General features: G+C 56.8%; 17 protein-coding genes. 4 read left to right on the top strand and 13 right to left on the bottom strand.

Annotation, left to right across the window (positions count from 1 at the left end):
- Positions 1-134: 134 nt before the first annotated feature.
- The 9 genes from hflD to AC1P02_RS20370 all read right to left on the bottom strand — a co-directional run bounded on the left by hflD (position 135) and on the right by AC1P02_RS20370 (position 10,155).
- Positions 135-746 carry a high frequency lysogenization protein HflD gene (hflD, locus tag AC1P02_RS20410; RefSeq protein WP_017412872.1) on the bottom strand — a complete coding sequence of 204 codons (612 nt, stop codon included), beginning with the start codon at positions 744-746 and terminating at the stop codon, positions 135-137.
- 198 nt (positions 747-944) lie between these two features.
- Positions 945-2,051, bottom strand: coding sequence for a tRNA 2-thiouridine(34) synthase MnmA (gene mnmA / locus AC1P02_RS20405; RefSeq protein ID WP_005319178.1), 1,107 nt, complete (start codon positions 2,049-2,051; stop codon positions 945-947).
- A gap of 157 nt (positions 2,052-2,208) precedes the next feature.
- Complete coding sequence (locus AC1P02_RS20400) at positions 2,209-2,688, bottom strand: NUDIX hydrolase (RefSeq protein WP_034524276.1); 480 nt, start codon at positions 2,686-2,688, stop codon at positions 2,209-2,211.
- Entirely contained in the window at positions 2,685-3,650 is a 966-nt protein-coding gene (locus AC1P02_RS20395; RefSeq protein WP_485183162.1) for a pseudouridine synthase, read from the bottom strand. The genes AC1P02_RS20400 and AC1P02_RS20395 overlap by 4 nt, the downstream gene beginning before the upstream one ends.
- A 79-nt stretch (positions 3,651-3,729) precedes the next feature.
- Positions 3,730-4,497: a PTS sugar transporter subunit IIA gene (locus tag AC1P02_RS20390; protein ID WP_485183160.1), complete on the bottom strand. Its 768-nt coding sequence runs from the start codon at positions 4,495-4,497 to the stop codon at positions 3,730-3,732.
- Positions 4,498-4,803: a PTS fructose transporter subunit IIB gene (locus tag AC1P02_RS20385; RefSeq protein ID WP_059113924.1), complete on the bottom strand. Its 306-nt coding sequence runs from the start codon at positions 4,801-4,803 to the stop codon at positions 4,498-4,500.
- 260 nt (positions 4,804-5,063) lie between these two features.
- Positions 5,064-6,470, bottom strand: a complete 1,407-nt coding sequence (uhpT, locus tag AC1P02_RS20380; RefSeq protein WP_059113923.1) for a hexose-6-phosphate:phosphate antiporter — start codon at positions 6,468-6,470, stop codon at positions 5,064-5,066.
- Between the two features lie 469 nt (positions 6,471-6,939).
- On the bottom strand, positions 6,940-8,847 hold the full coding sequence (locus AC1P02_RS20375; RefSeq protein ID WP_485183157.1) for a fructose-specific PTS transporter subunit EIIC: 1,908 nt from the start codon (positions 8,845-8,847) through the stop codon (positions 6,940-6,942).
- Positions 8,848-9,741: 894 nt separating this feature from the next.
- Positions 9,742-10,155, bottom strand: coding sequence for an EamA family transporter (locus AC1P02_RS20370; RefSeq protein ID WP_485183155.1), 414 nt, complete (start codon positions 10,153-10,155; stop codon positions 9,742-9,744).
- A gap of 98 nt (positions 10,156-10,253) precedes the next feature.
- On the opposite strand from AC1P02_RS20370, the gene AC1P02_RS20365 reads away from it, so the two are divergent.
- Entirely contained in the window at positions 10,254-11,126 is an 873-nt protein-coding gene (locus tag AC1P02_RS20365; RefSeq protein ID WP_485183154.1) for a LysR substrate-binding domain-containing protein, read from the top strand.
- Positions 11,127-11,672: 546 nt separating this feature from the next.
- On the opposite strand, the gene AC1P02_RS20360 is transcribed toward AC1P02_RS20365, so the two are convergent.
- Positions 11,673-11,918, bottom strand: a complete 246-nt coding sequence (locus tag AC1P02_RS20360; protein ID WP_485183152.1) for a hypothetical protein — start codon at positions 11,916-11,918, stop codon at positions 11,673-11,675.
- A gap of 101 nt (positions 11,919-12,019) precedes the next feature.
- Here AC1P02_RS20360 and AC1P02_RS20355 point away from each other — a divergent pair, with 101 nt between their 5' ends.
- The gene (locus tag AC1P02_RS20355; protein WP_275906694.1) at positions 12,020-12,205 is read left to right on the top strand and encodes a hypothetical protein; all 186 of its coding nucleotides are present in this window, start codon (positions 12,020-12,022) and stop codon (positions 12,203-12,205) included.
- Positions 12,195-12,686, top strand: a complete 492-nt coding sequence (locus tag AC1P02_RS20350; protein ID WP_159166804.1) for a Dps family protein — start codon at positions 12,195-12,197, stop codon at positions 12,684-12,686. Before AC1P02_RS20355 ends, AC1P02_RS20350 begins: the two co-directional genes overlap by 11 nt.
- Before the next feature lie 182 nt (positions 12,687-12,868).
- On the opposite strand, the gene AC1P02_RS20345 is transcribed toward AC1P02_RS20350, so the two are convergent.
- A complete protein-coding gene (locus AC1P02_RS20345) occupies positions 12,869-14,968 on the bottom strand; it encodes a hypothetical protein (RefSeq protein ID WP_265432021.1) in 2,100 nt (699 codons plus the stop codon).
- Between the two features lie 508 nt (positions 14,969-15,476).
- Here AC1P02_RS20345 and AC1P02_RS20340 point away from each other — a divergent pair.
- Positions 15,477-16,010 carry a metal-dependent hydrolase gene (locus tag AC1P02_RS20340; RefSeq protein WP_485183150.1) on the top strand — a complete coding sequence of 178 codons (534 nt, stop codon included), beginning with the start codon at positions 15,477-15,479 and terminating at the stop codon, positions 16,008-16,010.
- Here AC1P02_RS20340 and AC1P02_RS20335 read toward each other — a convergent pair.
- On the bottom strand, positions 16,004-16,330 hold the full coding sequence (locus AC1P02_RS20335; RefSeq protein WP_485183148.1) for a hypothetical protein: 327 nt from the start codon (positions 16,328-16,330) through the stop codon (positions 16,004-16,006). The two genes, AC1P02_RS20340 and AC1P02_RS20335, sit on opposite strands and share 7 nt — an antisense overlap.
- 316 nt (positions 16,331-16,646) lie before the next feature.
- A complete protein-coding gene (locus AC1P02_RS20330) occupies positions 16,647-17,066 on the bottom strand; it encodes a hypothetical protein (protein WP_485183146.1) in 420 nt (139 codons plus the stop codon).
- Positions 17,067-17,152: the final 86 nt, after the last annotated feature.

The following is a 17,152-nucleotide window of genomic DNA, read 5'->3' as shown; positions in this document are numbered from 1 at the left end:
CTCGCGCTCCTGTTACTAGACCGTTATCAAGGCTCATGTGCTGCTCGGCATCCTCATTTATCGACATAAACTCCGGTACCTGTGCTGCTCTTCACCTTGCTTCCGGCCTCTCACGACGGAGCTCGAGCCGATTCTTAGAAACGTTTGGCCAGTTCGACCATTTTCTTGCGAGCGAAAATGATCTGGGTACGGCTGCCGCCAAGCTGGCGCCACAGCACGCAGGCACGAATGCCTGCCAGCAGCAGGGCGCGCACCTTGTGCTGCACCAGGGGCTGCTGCAGGAACAGCGGGGTACCCGCTATCTGGATGCGCGGCCCTATGGGGCTGATGAGATCGCTGTAGATGCTCGCCATGTTGGCCAGGATCTGCTCGTCGAGCAGATCGAAATGCTGTTGCTGGCGGCCGATCTGGCTGATCCGCTCCCCCAGCATGTTGAGAATGTCCTTGCGCTTGGCCAGCTTGCGCTCCAGCGCAATCAGGCTCACCACGTAACGGGTCAGCTCGGCATTTTTCTGGCTGCCGTCGGATCCCAGTTGCTCGACCAGGGCGCGATAGCCATCGCGAATGGCCAGATGGTTGCCAAACACCTCCAGCGGCTGCTTGGGATCGGTCACCAGCACGCTTTGCAGGCTCTCGCGCAGGGACGCTTCATCGCAAGTGCCATCACGGGCCACTTTTTGTACCAGATAGGCCGCCTGGCAGATGCCGGCAAAGGCCATGGTTCTGTCTTGAAATTTGTCGCTCATCGTTTCACAGCCCTGTTATGTTGGTTCACCGGCTGATGCCGCAGCAGGCCATGATCCGGCCTTGGAATTGGTCGCTCACGTTCGCTGCCTTCTGTTGTTGGCCCAAACCGCATGGCTGACGCACTGTTTCAGCGTGCTTGCAAAGGCCATGGTTCAGCCCTGGTATTTGTCGATCATCGATGTCACCGCCGTCAGGATTTACACCGGATGGCTGAAACGCTGCTCGATGATGCCGCCGCCCAGGCACACTTCTCCGTCATAAAAGACGGCGGATTGACCCGGAGTCACGGCTGCCTGTTTCTCGTCGAAGATGACCCGTATGGTCTCGTCATCGATGGGCTGAATGAGGCAGGGGATATCCTGCTGGCGATAGCGTGTCTTGACGGTGCAGCGACGCGGTGCGCGGATCGGGGTGCGATCCACCCAGTGCAGCTGGCTGGCAATCAGGCCGTCTGAGTAGAGACGCGGGTGCTCGCCCTGTGCCACCACCAGGGTGTTGCGCTCCACCTCTTTGTCCACCACGTACCAGGCCTCTTCGGTGGCGTCTTTGCGACCACCAATGCCGAGTCCCTTGCGCTGACCCAGAGTGTGGTACATCAAGCCCTGATGCTCGCCGATCACCTTGCCGTCCACGGTTTCGATGGGGCCGGGCTGGGCAGGCAGGAACTTGGCCAGGAAGTCCTTGAATTTGCGCTCACCGATGAAGCAGATACCGGTGGAGTCTTTCTTCTTGGCGGTGATGAGATCCAGCTGTTCGGCGATGCGGCGCACCTCCGGCTTCTCCAGATCGCCCACCGGGAACAGGCTCTGACCCACCTGCTTTTCGCTCAGGGTGTAGAGGAAGTAGCTCTGATCCTTGTTGCTGTCGAGACCGCGCAGCAGGCGCGGGTGGCCGGTGCTGTCGTCACGGCGCACATAGTGGCCGGTGGCGATGTAGGTGGCACCCAGCTCTTCGGCGGCAAATTCGAGGAACGCCTTGAACTTGATTTCCTTGTTGCACAGGATATCCGGGTTCGGTGTGCGGCCTGCCTTGTACTCTTCCAGGAAGTGCTCGAACACATTGTCCCAGTACTCGGCAGCGAAGTTGATGGTATGCAGCTTCATACCCAGCTTGTCGCAGACGGCCTTGGCATCAGCCAAATCCTGGGAGGCAGAGCAGTACTCGTCCGTGTCGTCTTCTTCCCAGTTCTTCATGAACAAGCCTTCGACCTGATAACCCTGCTGCTGGAGCAGGTAGGCCGAGACGGAAGAATCCACGCCGCCGGACATGCCGACGATCACCTTGATTTGGCTGTTGTCTGTCATTAGTCGAAGTTACCAGTTCGTTTAAACGGGGCGTATTCTACCAGAGTTTTGCGCCCTCGGTCACATCTCCCTGTCCGCTTCCCCTTGAGGGGTAGCAAGGCAGGAAATCGTTTTTCTGTTTGTCGGCACCATGATGAAAAAATGGTGCCAAACGACCTCAGATAAAGGCCTTGAGTGCCGACAGTGGCAAGCGGGTGCCCCCCAGATAATCCTGAATGCACTGCCACACCAGGGGGCTGCGCAGGGCCGGTTTGCACTCGGCTATCTCCTCCAGGGTGAGCCAGTGGCAGGCCAGCACATCGCCGTCAGGATCCTCTGGATGGTGCTGACCCGGCGCCTTTTCAAGGTCGAAGATGACGGCAGTGCGCACAAAGGTGGCCTCGCTGTCGGCCGGTTTGTAGAGATAGACCCCGAGCCAGGCGCTGGGCGTGGCGGTCAGTCCTGTCTCTTCTTTGAGCTCGCGGCAGGCCGCTTCAATCAGGTTTTCACCCGGTTCCACATGGCCGGCGGGCTGGTTGAAGCGGCGCTGGCCCTTGATCTCTTCTTCCACCAGCAGGAAACGACCCTGCCAGTGCACCAGCGCCGCCACCGTCAATCTGGCCGGCATTCTCTCTTCCATCGGCGGGCGATCCATCATGATGACTCCTTGTCTGTGGTGTGACGGGCAGGACGGCGGGCCGTGCCGCGACCGCTGCTACGGGGCTTGCTCTCGGCAGGGGGACGAGAGCCTGCCTGGTCGATGGCTGGCTTGCCTGCGCTGCGTGGCGGGTTTTTCCGACTGGACTGGGCCGTTCTGCGTGGTCTGTCGTCCGCAGGTTTGGCGGTGCTACTGCTGGTTTGAGGCTTGCGCGGACGAGCTGGCGATACCGGTGCCAGCTCGGGGGCAGGCAGGCTGCGGCTTTCGCCGGGGGCCAGCCCGTCTTCTTGCCAGTTACCCAAGGTCCAGTCGCCGATGGCGTAGCGGATCAGGCGCAGTGTGGGGTGGCCGATATGGGCCGTCATGCGCCGCACCTGACGGTTGCGCCCCTCTACTATCTTGATCTCTAGCCAGCGGGTGGGGATCTCCTTGCGCATCCGTATCGGCGGATTGCGTGGCCACACATCGGGCTCATCCATGAGCCTTGCCTCGGCGGGCAGTGTCATGCCGTCGTTGAGTTCAACCCCGGCGCGCAGGGCGGCCAGTTTCTCTTCGCTCGGTATGCCTTCCACCTGCACCCAGTAAGTCTTGGGTGTCTTCTCCCCGGGCTGGGTGAGGCGAGCCTGCAACTTGCCGTCGTTGGTGAGCAGCAAGAGCCCCTCGCTGTCGCGGTCCAGCCTGCCGGCGGCATAGATGCCGGGCTCCTTGATGTAATCCTTGAGGGTCTCCCGTCCCGCCTCGTCGGTGAACTGGCACAGCACCATGTAGGGCTTGTTCAAGAGCAGCAACTTGCGATCGGCGGGTGCCACCTGCGGTTTCTGCCCGGCCTGTTCAGCTGCCTGTGCATGCCGGGTGCCGGGCCGTGAGCGTGTCAGACCAGGCCGGTTGGCGTCATCTTGTGGGGTGCGCTCAGCGGCGGTCGTGCGGCCTTGGAGGGAGAGACGGGGGCGGGCAGATTTCATCGCATGCATACCAAAAACAGGGGATGCCGGAGTGTATCACAGGGGGCCGCCGCCATGGGGCATGGTCGGGCTTGTTCGCCTAACTCAACAGCCCTTCGATGACGATGGCCTGACGGGCGGGGGCCGAGCTTGCGTGCAAGAGCGCCGTGCTGACCACCTCGTCCATCATGGCGCGGGCCAGCCGGGTGAGGGGGCGCAATTGCTCGGGGGCGAGCCCGGCCGGGATTGCCAGCAATATGATGGTCCGTACCGGCCCGAGCGCCGATCCCCACTCGATGGGCTCGGCGCAACTGAGCAGCGAGAGGGCGGGCTGGCGGATGGCGGGGCAGATCACGTGGGGCATGGCGAGGCCGGGCCGTATGATGGTGGCAGCGATCTGCTCACGCTTGGCGATGGCCTGCTCAAGCGCTGGTCTGTCGCGTACCAGCTCGGCGGGCAAGAGATCGACCAGCACCCTCAGGGCCAGGGATTTGTCCAGCGATGCCGCTGCGTGCCCCAGCTGGGCGAGGGAAAAACAGTAGTCGGGCTGGGCGAGGCCAAGGCGCTGCTCGGCCGGGGCGGCGCTCCCCGGTCTGCCAAGGGGCTGGCCCAGTTCCACGCACCAGCAGGTGAAGGCCATGTGGGCCAGTTCCGCATCCAGCCCTTCGATAAGCAGCAGACAGAGATCGCCGGGCTGGGTAGCCAGGGTGAGCAGGGAAAGCTGGCTGGTCGCCTCCACGCGTTGGCGGTGGGTGACATTGATAAGCTGGATATGGGATTTGAACAGCCCGGCCAGTCGACTCAGCTGCTTGGCCTGGGTGATGGTCAGCCCCAGCCGGCAGAAGAAGGTGAGCTCGCGGGTGAGCATTCAGACGCCGACGGTGGCGGTTTTGAGTACGGCGCTGGCATTGAGCAGCACGGATTCCAGCGATACCTGGCGAACCGTGCAACCAAGGAAGCGATCCTTCTGCTCTATCTCGATGTCGGAGGCGATCAGCACCAGGTCGGCGTTGGCAATGTCCCGCGCTGTGAGAATGTTCTCCAGTCCCATGGCGCCCTGGGTTTCAACCTTGATCTTCAGCCCCAGCTTGTCGGCGGCTTTTTGCAGCGCCTCTGCGGCCATATAGGTGTGGGCTATGCCGGTAGGGCAGGCGGTGACGGCGAGGATCTTCATCGGTTCTCGAAGCAAATGGCGGTGGGGCAACAAGATAGCGCCAAGGGGCGGCTTTTGCCAAAGGCGTGGGGCAAAAATGGGATCTTGGCGGCGCACTGGTGCTGGCTTGCACAGGGATGGCGAGAATCTGGATTCATCTGCTGACGGCGGGCGTGGCAATAAAAAACCGGCCCTGCCAGAAGGCGGGGCCGGTTGTATTCAGTTAACGCGGGTTCAGGCTGACTGGGTCGCCAGCTCGGCGGCGTTCAGTGCGCGTTGGTTCAGACGGATTGGGTAGCCAGGGTAGCGGCTTTCAGTTCACGCTTGATTCGGCGGATCTTGCGCTCCTCGGCCACAGCCACGCAGGCCATCAACACCAGACAGGCGGCTGCGGCCATGTCCAGCGCCGCGAAGGTGCCGGCCCAGCCGGTCAGACCGAAGATGGGGGTGCCATCGGCGATCATGCCCAGACCCAGTTTGGCGAAGCTGTCACCGATGAGGTAGGCAAAGGTGCCCTTGACGCCATCGGCCACGCTGATCCCCTGCTTGGGCACAAAGCCCACGGCGGCCACGCCGATCAGCAGTTGCGGACCAAACACCAGGAAGCCCAGCAGGAACAGGGAGCCCAGGAACATGAACTGGGTGGTGGCATGCTGGTAGAGACCCAGCGTGGCGATAATCAGCGCCAGTGCCACACAGGCCACCAGACCGCGACGACCGTTCGCCAGATCCGAGAGGTAGCCCCACATCAGGGTGCCGACCAGGGCGCCTACTTCGAAGAAGGTGAAGCCCTGGATGGCGATCTCCTTGGAGAAGCCCAGCTCCTGGTGAGCGTACACGGTGGACCACTGGTCGATACCGATGCGCACCACGTAGAGGAAGATGTTGGCAAAGCAGAGCAGCCAGATCACCTTGTTCATCAGCACGTACTTCACGAAGATCTGACCCTTGGTCAGCTTCTGCTCTTCGGTGGCGATGTCTTCTTCACTGGCCACTTCGTCAAACAGCTCTTCCACCTTGCCCAGACCATAGGCTTCTGGTGAATCGCTGCCAAAACGCAGGCCGATAAAGCCGACCACCAGCGCGATCATGGACGGGAAGATGAACATGCCGAGCACATTGCCATCGAACAGGTAGTTGGCACCGAACAGCGCCACACCGGCCGCACCTGCACCGCCCACGTTGTGGGAGAGGTTCCACATACCGAGGTAGGTGCCGCGCTTGTTGCGAGGTGTCCATTTGGTGATGGTGGAGTAGCTGCAGGAGCCACCACAGCTCTGGAAGAAGCCGCTCAGCGCATAGAAGAAGATCATGAAGTAGAGGCTGAAACCCGTGCCGCCCATGCTGGCACTGAAGCCCAGCATGCACAGGGCGGAGAGGATCAGCATCAGCGGCAGGAACTGCTTGGTGTTCTTGCCATCGGCATAGTAGGAGACGACCGTCTTGCCCACCCCGTAGGTGATGGAGAAGCCAAGGCCAATCATGCCAAGCTCGGTCATGGAGAGACCGTACTCCTGGATCATGTCGTTCTGCGCAATGTTGAAGTTCTTGCGGATCAGGTACATGGTCAGATAGCCAATAAATACAACCAGATAAGATTGCATAAACGGCTTGAACCAGAGCTTGCGCCGGGCTTCGACCGGCAGTTCCAGGGTCGGCACCCGGACCTGTTGGAGAAATTTCAACATCTTCGTTCATCCTCTGCGAGATAGACGGTATTTCCGCCGCGCCCCTCATTTTTTGGTTGGTGTCAGAGGTCACGCCACGGAAAGGACAACAGAAAGAGGTTGGACTGTGCACCTCGCTCCCCTGTCGATTGAACCCATGCCCGAACCTGCGCCACTGCGGGGGTCGGGTCACTACATCAGGTAGCGTGACTTTAATGAGGTGCGGCGCAAATGGCGTGAGAGCCATCCCTAGTGGCATTAGGAAAATTTCCTAGTTTGACGGGATCCGGCCATGAAGCGTGAAGAGGATCACACAGTGGCGGCCCACGGCGGGGTCATGCTACGAGAAGAGTGGCAGCCAGACAGGGCTGGGGGTGTGAGGTTGTGCTATGGGGTAAGCAGGCTATCGTCAGCAGTATTGGCGGATATCTGACGCCATAAAAGAGGCCACCCGCAGGTGGCCTCTTTTCATATGGGAGTAAGAAGGTGATCAGGCCGCCTTGGCGAGTCCTACCTCGTCGGTTTTCTTCACCCGCAGTTTTTTCAGGGCAACCGCCACCACGCCGGTGACGATGGCGCCACAGATCATGCAGAGCAGCGCCAGCAGCGGCTTGTTGACCGCACCCAGCAGGGCAACGATGGGGCCACCGTGGGCCACGCTGTTGGTGATGCCGAACAGGAAGGCCATCACCGCGGCTGTCATGCTGCCCAGCACGTTGGCGGGGATGACGGCGAGCGGGTCACGGGCGGCGAACGGGATCGCCCCTTCAGAGATACCCACCAGGCCCATGGCACCGGCGGCTTTGCCCGCTTCGATTTCAGAGGCATCGAAGATGCCCAGCTTGCGACCGAGCACGGTCGCCAGCGACATGCCGAGCGGTGCGGCCGGGATGGCGCAGGCCATGGCTCCCATGAACTGGGTCTGACCGGAGGCTATCATGCCCACCGAGAACAGGAAGGCCACCTTGTTGACCGGGCCACCCATGTCAAAGCCGGCCATGCCCCCCAGCACTATGCCCAGCAGCACCAGACTGCCACCGCTCATGGAGAGCAGCATGGCGTTCAGACCCGTCATCATGTCGGCAATGGGGGCGCCAATGATGAAGATGAAGACCGCAGCGATAAAGAGCGATCCGACGATGGGTGCGATCAGGATAGGCACCAGCGGCTGCACCATCTTGTGGTAGTGACGGGTAGCAATCCAGCGCACCAGATAACCGACCAGCAGGCCCGCTATGATGGCACCGATAAAGCCGGTCCCGGCGTCGGCGCCGTAGAAGCTGCCGTTGTTGGCGATCCAGCCGCCGATAAAGCCCGGGGCCAGTGCCGGACGGTCACCGATGGCGTAGGCGATATAGCCCGCCAGTATGGGGATCATCAGGGTGAAGGCGGCCACGCCCACGTTGAGGATCTGATTCCACATGCTCCCTTCCGGGATCTGCATGCCGCTCGGGGTCGGGTTGCCGCCGATAGCCAGCGCCAGCGCGATCAGCAGACCACCGGTCACCACGAATGGGATCATGTGGGAGACGCCGTTCATCAGGTAGCGATAGAGATCGGAACTGCCGCCCGTGCTCTTATCCTCTCCTTTCTTGTCCTCTTTGCCTGCCACATAGGCTGGCGCCTTCAGCGCTTGCTCAATGAGACCCTTGCCATCCTTGATGGGGGCTTTCACCCCAGTCTTGATGAGCGGCTTGCCGTTGAATCGAGCCATGTCCACCTGCTTGTCACAGGCGACGACGATGGCGCTGGCACGGGCAATCTCGGCTGCGGTCGGGCTGTTCTTGACGCCGATGGAGCCGTTGGTCTCCACCTTCACCTCGTAACCCAGCTCTTTGGCGGCACGCTCCAGGGATTCTGCCGCCAGATAGGTGTGGGCGATGCCGGCCGGACAACCGGTGACACCTATGATGAAGCCCTTGCTGGTGGTCGGGGCAGCGGTTTGCTCCTCCTTGCGCTCCAGCAGCAGCGCCAGCGCGGCAGCCGAGCTCTTGGCAGCCAGCAACTTGGCAATGAAACCTTCTTCAATCAGCTTGGCGGAGAGCTCGGCCAGCACCTCGATATGGTGGTTGGCGCCACCGGCCGGGGAGGCAATCATGAAGAACAGCTGGGACGGCTTACCATCCTCGGCGCCATACTCGATGCCGTTGCGGCTGATGCCGATGGCCACCGCCGGTGTGCTCACCGCCGCACTCTTGGCGTGGGGCAGGGCAACGCCCTCCTCGAAGCCGGTGTTGTCCAGCTCTTCCCGGGCCCACAAGTCCTTGATGAACTGCTGCTCATCGCTGACCTTGCCCTGCGCGACCAGCAAGCGGGCCATCTCGCTGAAGACCTCCTCCTTGCTCGTTGCGTTCAAATCGAGATTGATCAGATGTTCGTTGATCAGTGTGGTGATCATTGCGCTCTCCCGCTCCCGTGAGGGAGCCTGTTGGCATGTCGTGCAACACGGCATGCAGACAAAATTGACCTCACTATTATCGCGCCGGTGAGCAAGCCACCCTATCGGACAAATGTGCGAATGACTGGATTATTGTGCGGTAAAACCCCGGGTGTGAGCCGGATCTCAAAGCGAGGAGTTGGGTGCCAGTAGCGAATAAAATGGGTTTTTGCATATAAAATCATTCTGTTAGCAGTATCCCCCTTGCGGCCATATTACTGTGGCCCTACCAGTCTGGACGGGAGAGAGAAGCTTCTTCTGTAAATTTGTGAGGGTGCATGATGGAGTGAGATGTGAGCCGGCGCACATAAATGGCTGTCATCAGGGGGAGCTTTGGGGAGTACAAACTGGAGAAATGGGCTTGGCGAGCGGGATCTCCGGGGCAACCGCAGGATGCTTGTCAGCGACTCCGGCTGTTGTTGCTTGGCGTGATAGCGATGCACTGGCCAGCCAATTCCCGCCATAGCGGCCGCGACGAGAATCACGATCAGACAGAGGCGTCCCACCGCCCGCTAAAGCAAATCCATATGAAAATCCTGCCGGATAAGTGCCGGGTTCAAGCCGAGTAGCGCCGTAATGGCCAGGCTGGATATTACTTTCACAAGCAATCTGGTTTAGTTATTGGGGGACGTCTGTATTGATTCACTCTTGTATAATCCTGTTAACTCTATTGGCGCAAGTAAGGACATACTTGAATATGGACACTTTTCAGTGTGCTCTTTCTAAATGAACATGAGGTGCCATTAAATTAAGCATCAACCTACTTCGCTAAAGGTTGCCGTGGCGTTCGAAAATTCAATATCCAAGATACGCCAATACCCGAATCAGCTTTACTAGTCGAACCTACGGGCTTTATTATTTACGTGGCATCATCATCCATAGACCGCAGAGGGCGACACCCATGCCCAGCAATCGAGTGACTGAAAAGGCTTCTCGAAAAAAAAACAGTCCAATAGGTAAAAGCAAGAGTGTACCTGCCGCATTGGTCAGGAATGAAGATATCCCCAGATGGCCACCGGCTCGATATAGCAACAAGAATCCAAGCTCAATCCCCAAAATTCCCAGCGCCACACCCGCAACACTCCAGTTTAATATTTGGAAGCTGCGACTACCGTCATAAAAATAAATGCCAGGTAAACATAATAAAAGGGCGATGCCATAACTCAAGGACAAAGATAAAAATGGATTGACACCACTAGGTACAAATTTAATCGAAAGATGGTATACGACCGAACCTGCGACCGCAAGAATGACAGCTAAAACATACATCGTGAACTCCAGCTAAAAAATAAAAGCATGCTCAGTCTAGCGGATGCCACAGTTCATAGGTAGACTGCAAAAATGAATGGCAGCTATAAGATTCATTTATGACAAATGACTTTGATACCGCACTGCTGCGCTCCTTCGTGAGTGTTGTACGATGTGGCAGCATTAACCGGGCCGCAATATTGCAAGGGAAAACACAGCCAGCGCTTAGCCAGCAAATTCAGCGTTTAGAGCAGCAACTAGGCCATGCATTGCTGCTTCGCTCCAACAGAGGAATACGTTTAAGTACGGAGGGGGAGGCGTTATTACCTTATGCAGAACGCATTTTGAGTCTAACCGATCAACTGAGTCTAAAGCCTGCATCACAAGGTAAGCTGCATTGCAGTATTGGTTTGGTTGAAGATCTTGTGAGTAATCACTTTACCCGCGTACTAGCAGACTTTGCTTGTGTACATCCTGGATTAAGCTTGCGGGTTGAGGTGACTAACAAACAGTCACTATTTGCTGCGTTTGAACGTGGTGAGTTGGATGTGTTGGTCAGCATGCCGATTGTCAATGCGCCAGCACCAATTCAGGAATTCAGTTTCCCACTTTATTGGTTTGCAGCGCATGGGTTCGAACATCAAGGTGAATCATTACCTTTAGTCATTTTTAGTCAACCTTGCTCATGGCGTAATCGTATATTAGAGGCATTGAATAGAGAAGGTATTCCTTGGCATATAGCATTTGAGAGCAGTAGCCTTGCAGCTTTACAGGCTGCTACAGAGGCTGGGCTGGGCGTCGTCGCTTTATTTTCTCAAACACCCCCCAAGCATAGCCAGAGATTGACCCAGCTCCCTACACTTCCAAATATTACAATTGCAGTTTATCGCCAGCGGGGAGATATGGATGAAACGGTTCAAGATTTAACCAATCTGTTTCTAAGAGAAATGCAGCATAATGTTGTAACGCTCAATGATGGTGAAGGACAGTAGAGCACTGAAGAAAGGGGGCTCAGCCCAGTTTGTGCGATCAGGAAGCACTTCATGGGCAAGGTGCCGTCGTTTCGATTGCCGTCTCGTTAGATATATGGCTCATCTCGTATCTTGGGCTAAAAATCGTAGGCTGGTGCTGAACGAAGTGAAGCCAAGGTTTACCGCGAAATGTATCGTCAATTCTGGTGTGCCAATCTCTTGCATCCACGTTTATTCCGCTCTGGCTGGCGCAATAATGCTCGCCTGTCGGGCTTAGCTACGCTCTGCGCCAACCTAAAAACTACGCTACCACCTGTGATGACAGCTTCCAGTCTGCTGCGGTTAACCGGTGATATAACGGGACATGGCTGTTTGATTACCTTGTTGCGGCACAGACAGCGATCCCGAGGGAGCCTGGTTGCAAGTGGGGCATAGCAAGCGGTGGTGGAAGGGGGTAAAACGGTGCTTTGCGAGAAAGCGGCCGGTGATCAACAAATGGGTGAGCGAGCGTGGCGTATTTGTGCGGCAGCAGGCTGGCTATCGCCCCTTGCCGGGGGCAACAGGTACTCAATACTCAAGAAACTTCTCGCCGCAGCGCTCGCAAATCAGATGCCGTACATGGGTGGTCTGATAGGCCAGGGTCTGGCCGAATACCGCGTTGGTCAGGAGGCTGGCGCGAAAGGCTTGCCAGAAGGTTTTGCGCGGCTCCTTGGGCATGATGTCCTGGCTGTGGTCGCGGGCGACCAGTACCACCAGATGGTTGGTTTTGATGCCGCATTTAGCGCAAACATGCAGTTCAGTCTGGGTGGTCACTTGTGGCCTTCACTCTCGTATGGGGCGCCAATAGCATACGCCTGTCATACACAAATTACAGCTATGCAAGGTACGCCACAGCTCTTTATCTGGAGGTTGTCATGGCGTTTCAGGCGCCGATTAATATCGGAAGCGAAATATATCTTTCGGCGCAAATAGTAGACCAAGGTCACGGTATTCACCGGTTGAATGCCGTAGCGTCGGTCGATGGGGTTGTTGTTGCAAAAGCGTCAGCAAAATTCATTGAGAAAAAAGTGAATGACAGGAGTTTTATTAATGAAGAATGACATCATGGTTTTACCAGAAATGGATATAGGCATCTCAACCACCGATCGCCAAAAAATTGCAGATGGTCTGTCGGCACTGCTTGCAGACAGTTATACCTTGTATCTGATGACGCATAATTTCCACTGGAACGTGACCGGCCCCCAGTTCAATAGTCTGCACAATATGTTTATGGACCAGTACACGGAGCAGTGGAATGCATTGGATATTATCGCAGAACGGATCCGCGCCCTGGGATTTCCGGCACCGGGTACCTACAAGGAATTTGTACGGCTCTCCTCCATCAAAGAAGTGGAAGGGGTGCCTTGTGCCAATGAAATGATCAAGCATCTGGTGCTGGCACAAGAGGCCACGGCCAGAACCGCCAGAAAGTTGTTCAATCTGGTGGATGAGGCCAACGATCAGCCCACCGCCGATGTGCTCACCCAGCGCCTTGATGTGCATGAGAAGACGGCCTGGATGCTGAGAAGCATGCTCTCCTGACACTGTGTGCCTTGGCCTTGTGTGGCCAGCTGCAACGAGATCAATAAAAAGGAGCCCATTGGGCTCCTTCGTTTTTGGGGGCGGTAATTTTCCTGTCAGCTGTCTCTTGGTCCATCCCTCTCAGAAGGCGGTGAGCTCACCGCCACAGGTCAGGCGGTGAGCCTCGCGGAACTGCCATGGGGCTACCCTGGCCCTGTCTCCCCGAGTCTGGGATTGAGGGAGAGGATGCGGGTCTTGCTGACTCTGTGGCGATAGATCTCCCTCAGATAAAGCAGTGCCTTTTTCACCGACTCGCGGCTGAGGCGAATGTCGTTGATGGAGACGAACTTCTCTTTCTCGCGGATAAGCTCACGGTACTTCTTCTCGTACATGGGCTTGATGGCGTACCAGTTGGTATCGAGGATCTTGGCCGGGTTTTCGAACTCGTTGAGCATGCTGTCGAGCAGCTCTTCGTTCCACTCCTCGTTGCAGATCATCTCGATCACCACCTTGTCGAGGTGATCGTCGAAGCGATAGTGATCCTTGGCAAAGCAGCGCTTGATAAAGGCCACTATCAGGGTCAGGAAGTCATCGCTCAGGCAGGGGCTCTTGACGATCAGGGTGGTGAGGGAGATGTTGGCCGACGCACCTATGACCAGGGCATAACGCTTGAGGGTGGTATTGGGAAAGAGCCCGTTGAGGTGTGACTTGAGCCGGTTGAGATCCATATAGGAGAGCTTGTACTCCTTGGGCAGGGAGATGATAGACACCACAGAGGAGCAGTTCTTGAAGAAGTGCAGTTCGTTGAGGTGGGCCGGGTCATGGCCACTTTTCACATAGTCGTCCAGATACTCCCGATAGTTGCCCGCTTCGATGGGCAGCAGGCTGATCCCCTCTATGGCCTGGGTCATCTTGTTGAAGTGGGGCAGCTCGATGGATCGAATGAAGAGGTCGTCCACATTGAGCCCGCCCTCCTTGTCAAACATGCCGCCGGGGGGCGAGATGGACTCGGCATAAGCCACCGCCACCGGTCCCGCCAGACTCATGAAGAGGTCATTGGCATCGAGGCGAATGGTCTCGCTGATGTCGATGCCTGCCCGGCGAAAGTAGTTCTCGTCGTAGTCGGTGGTGACGGCCTGAGCGGTGAGAATGTTGAAGATCTGCTGGGAGATGTACTGGTTGGCGTACTTCTCCATGGTGTTGACGTCAACGTGCTGGATCTCGCCATCGTCGCTCTCTTCGGCGTAGCGCATGATGTCGTTGGAGATCAGCATCATGGCATTCCAGGGCCTGATCCGCTTGAGCATGCTGGCATCGCACGCCTGCTCGTTGTCGAAGTGATAGGAGAAGTCCCACTCCTCGGCCAGGTATTTGCACAACAGGCGCCCGGCGTTGATGTGCAGCGCTTCTGAAATCTCGATGCCCCGATCACAGATATTGGGCAGTATGCAGATGCCGCTGGTGAAGATGGGATCGAACATGAAGTGCTCCCCGAGGGAGAGGTGCTCTTCCTCTTCTGACGGGGGCGAGAAGGTCTTGCTCATGTAGGAGTACTGCTGGGCCAGCCCGAATTCGGAGGCCATGCCGGAGCCGGTGCCGCCCCCGGCACTGAAAATGTAGAAATAGAGGCGGGACTGGTTGGCCTTGATGCCGCAGGAGTCCACCAGATAGGTATGGATCGCCTGCCACTCTGAGTTGGCGAAGTAGTGGGGGCTCTTGTTGAGAATGATCTTGGCCAGATACTGACCCAGGATGGGGGCGTTCCCCGCGCCCCCGGCGTGGATCTCAGACAAGTCCATCACCCGCATCTTGGCGTAGTCGCGCAAGGAGCCACCTTCGCCGCTGCGATTGGAGTGGCGGATGCGGCCATCTATGTCCTTGTCCAGGTCCCCCAGCATCACCATGGGTTCGATCAGAAAGACAGGGCGGGCGCCATTGCTGGGCAGTCGCAGGTTGCGGCGGATCCAGCTCAAGGGGCCAAACTCCTTCTCCCGCTTGCGCTGCTCCTCGCTGTTGAACTCGTTCATGTAAAAGCTGCGGGCGTTGTAAACCAGCGAGGCCACATCCTGGGCGATGTTGGAGCCGCAGCGCCCCAGCCCCACCAGGCAGACGGACGGAAAATTATGCGGCACTGTGGTGCCGGTTTCGTTATCCCCCGGGGCGGTGGGGAATACAGCACTGCGAAGCTGCTCAAGATTGTCGAGAATGCGGGCCAGGTCCCCCTCTGTGTAGTAGAGATAGCGGTTGCCGGCGTTTTGCTCATCATCCGTGCTGGTGGGCAGCAGATCAGTATGCTCTGTCATGAAACAAGATCCCTCTTTGGCGGCGAATGTATATAAATCAGCAGCTTTTGCACTGCCTGGTAACTCTAGATGATAAAAAGCGAGGGGGCGGTGAGAGGGTCGTGAGAGTTGTCACTGTGTGATCATGGGCACAGCAACTGGCCGCAAATCCATGAGTTCGTTTTTCATGCGTGCAGCAAGAGTTGGGCTGGCTGGGATAGTGACCTGCCTCCATTGGCTGGTTACAACTGCTGATTGGGCCACAGCGCAGCCTGTGCCTGAAAATGGTGGCAAGGGCGCTTAACCTCGCACCGGTAGCGTGCCAGATAGCCAAGCTCGGCGGGATTGGCCGTTTCACCATGATAATGGCAGCATCTGAATACTGGTTGTGATAGCAACGTTCACGTTTTCATAAAAGGAAGGGGGTGAGGAATGGACTGATCTGGCTTGCAGAGTCGTGCGGCACTTCATGTTCACTTCACCGAGCGGGGGTAGGGTAGGCACCAGTTTTCAGTTGGAGCTTTACGAGATGCCTACCATAGTCACCCACGCCGCCGTGCCCCTCTGCCTTGGGCTCGGGCTTGGCAGCCGGATTATCCCGCCGCACCTGCTGCTGGCAGGTATTGCCATCGCCATGCTGCCCGATGCCGATGTGCTCGCCTTTAAACTGGGGGTCGCCTACGGCCATGTTCTCGGCCACCGCGGCTTTACCCATTCCCTGCTGTTCGCCTTTGCCCTGCCCACGCTGGTCATGCTGTTTCATCGGCAGCTTAGGGCGAGCGCTGCCACCGTCTGGTCGTTTCTGCTGGTCTCTCTGCTTTCCCACAGCCTGCTCGATTCGCTCACCACCGGCGGCAAGGGGGTTGGCTGGCTCTGGCCGTGGCGTGACGAGCGCTTCTTTGCCCCCTGGCAGGTGATCCGGGTCGCCCCCTTCAAGCTGGAGGCCTATCTCACCGCCCGAGGCGAGGCCGTGATCCTCTCCGAGCTCTACTGGATCTGGCTGCCGGGGGTTGTATTGATGCTGGTATTGATGGGGTGGCGGGTGTGGAGGGGTTCTCAGTAGAGGTTGAGACTGGCGGCCAGGTGATGAAGATAGTCATAGCTGTGCCACTGGACGGCACAGAGGGCGAGCAGGGCTGAGGCCCCCAAGGCACCTTGATCCCAGTGCCGGAGCAATATCCACAGGGCATGCAGTATGCAGAGACCCAGACTCGCCAGATAAATGATGGCCAATGCCACTTCAATCAAATCCGATATGCCAGAGGGGTTATTTGGATTGTGATAAAACAGGTCATAGCCAAAGGCGCGAAATCCGAGTCTGATCAGAAACAGGAAGGTGCAGAGAATGGCCAATCGTTTTGTTTTTCGGTTGATATTTATCACACAACTTCTCAAATATCCTAACGCTAACTTTTGGGGCTGAGATGCAGCAGAGCTGGGACACCCATCATTTTGAATGTTGGCTATGCCATGTCTGGTTCAGAAAGGTGGGTGTCCCAGGTTTGTGTTCTGACAAAGAGCCCAAATAAAAATAAGGACGAAGTATCAGTAATGCTTCAGCAACTGACCTCAAATAAGCGCTATCATTTCAATAAATGAGCTTTCATATTTCCTATATAATAAACAACGTCCGCATTTGCTGCTGGTTTGGATCGCAGCGGAACACCAGTCCGGCAACATGCGCTTGTTTAGTGCTACCCTAATTAAACTCTGTTTCAATATTTTCATTTGACCATGACTTCTTTGTTTTATGTTCGGTAACAGTCCATGAGCTAAAAATGCAGCCATAAGAAAGAGCCACATCGTGCATGAACTCTACCCAGCCTAAATGTTGCTCAGTGGATAAATTCACAGCATATGGTCGAGAGGTGCCTGAAATTTTCCAGTATTCGCCATCCTGATACATCGACATTTCATAGTTTTCACTAAGCTGCTCTTTTATACCTTTGGCACCTTCTTTATCTTGAGTGAAGAAATTGAAGTCTAGTATTAGATCGGTTTCTGTAGTGATGCCATTGCTGCCAAGTTCAGCATTTATAATTTTCGCTTCTGCAAGGCGGCGCATTTTTATTTTTTCATGGTACTCGTCCCAAGTTTTTTTGGCTTCTTCTTGATCCATTGATTTGTCCTCTGCATTTAGGTTGCAGCAAATCATCAGTAATAGAGCAATGATGCTGACGATTCTCATAGGCACTTAACTTCAAT

The sequence above is a fragment of the Aeromonas sp. TS_SC_11 genome (assembly GCF_057318915.1).
Note: the sequence above shows the minus strand (reverse complement) of the source record. Positions and strands in the feature narration are given on the sequence as shown.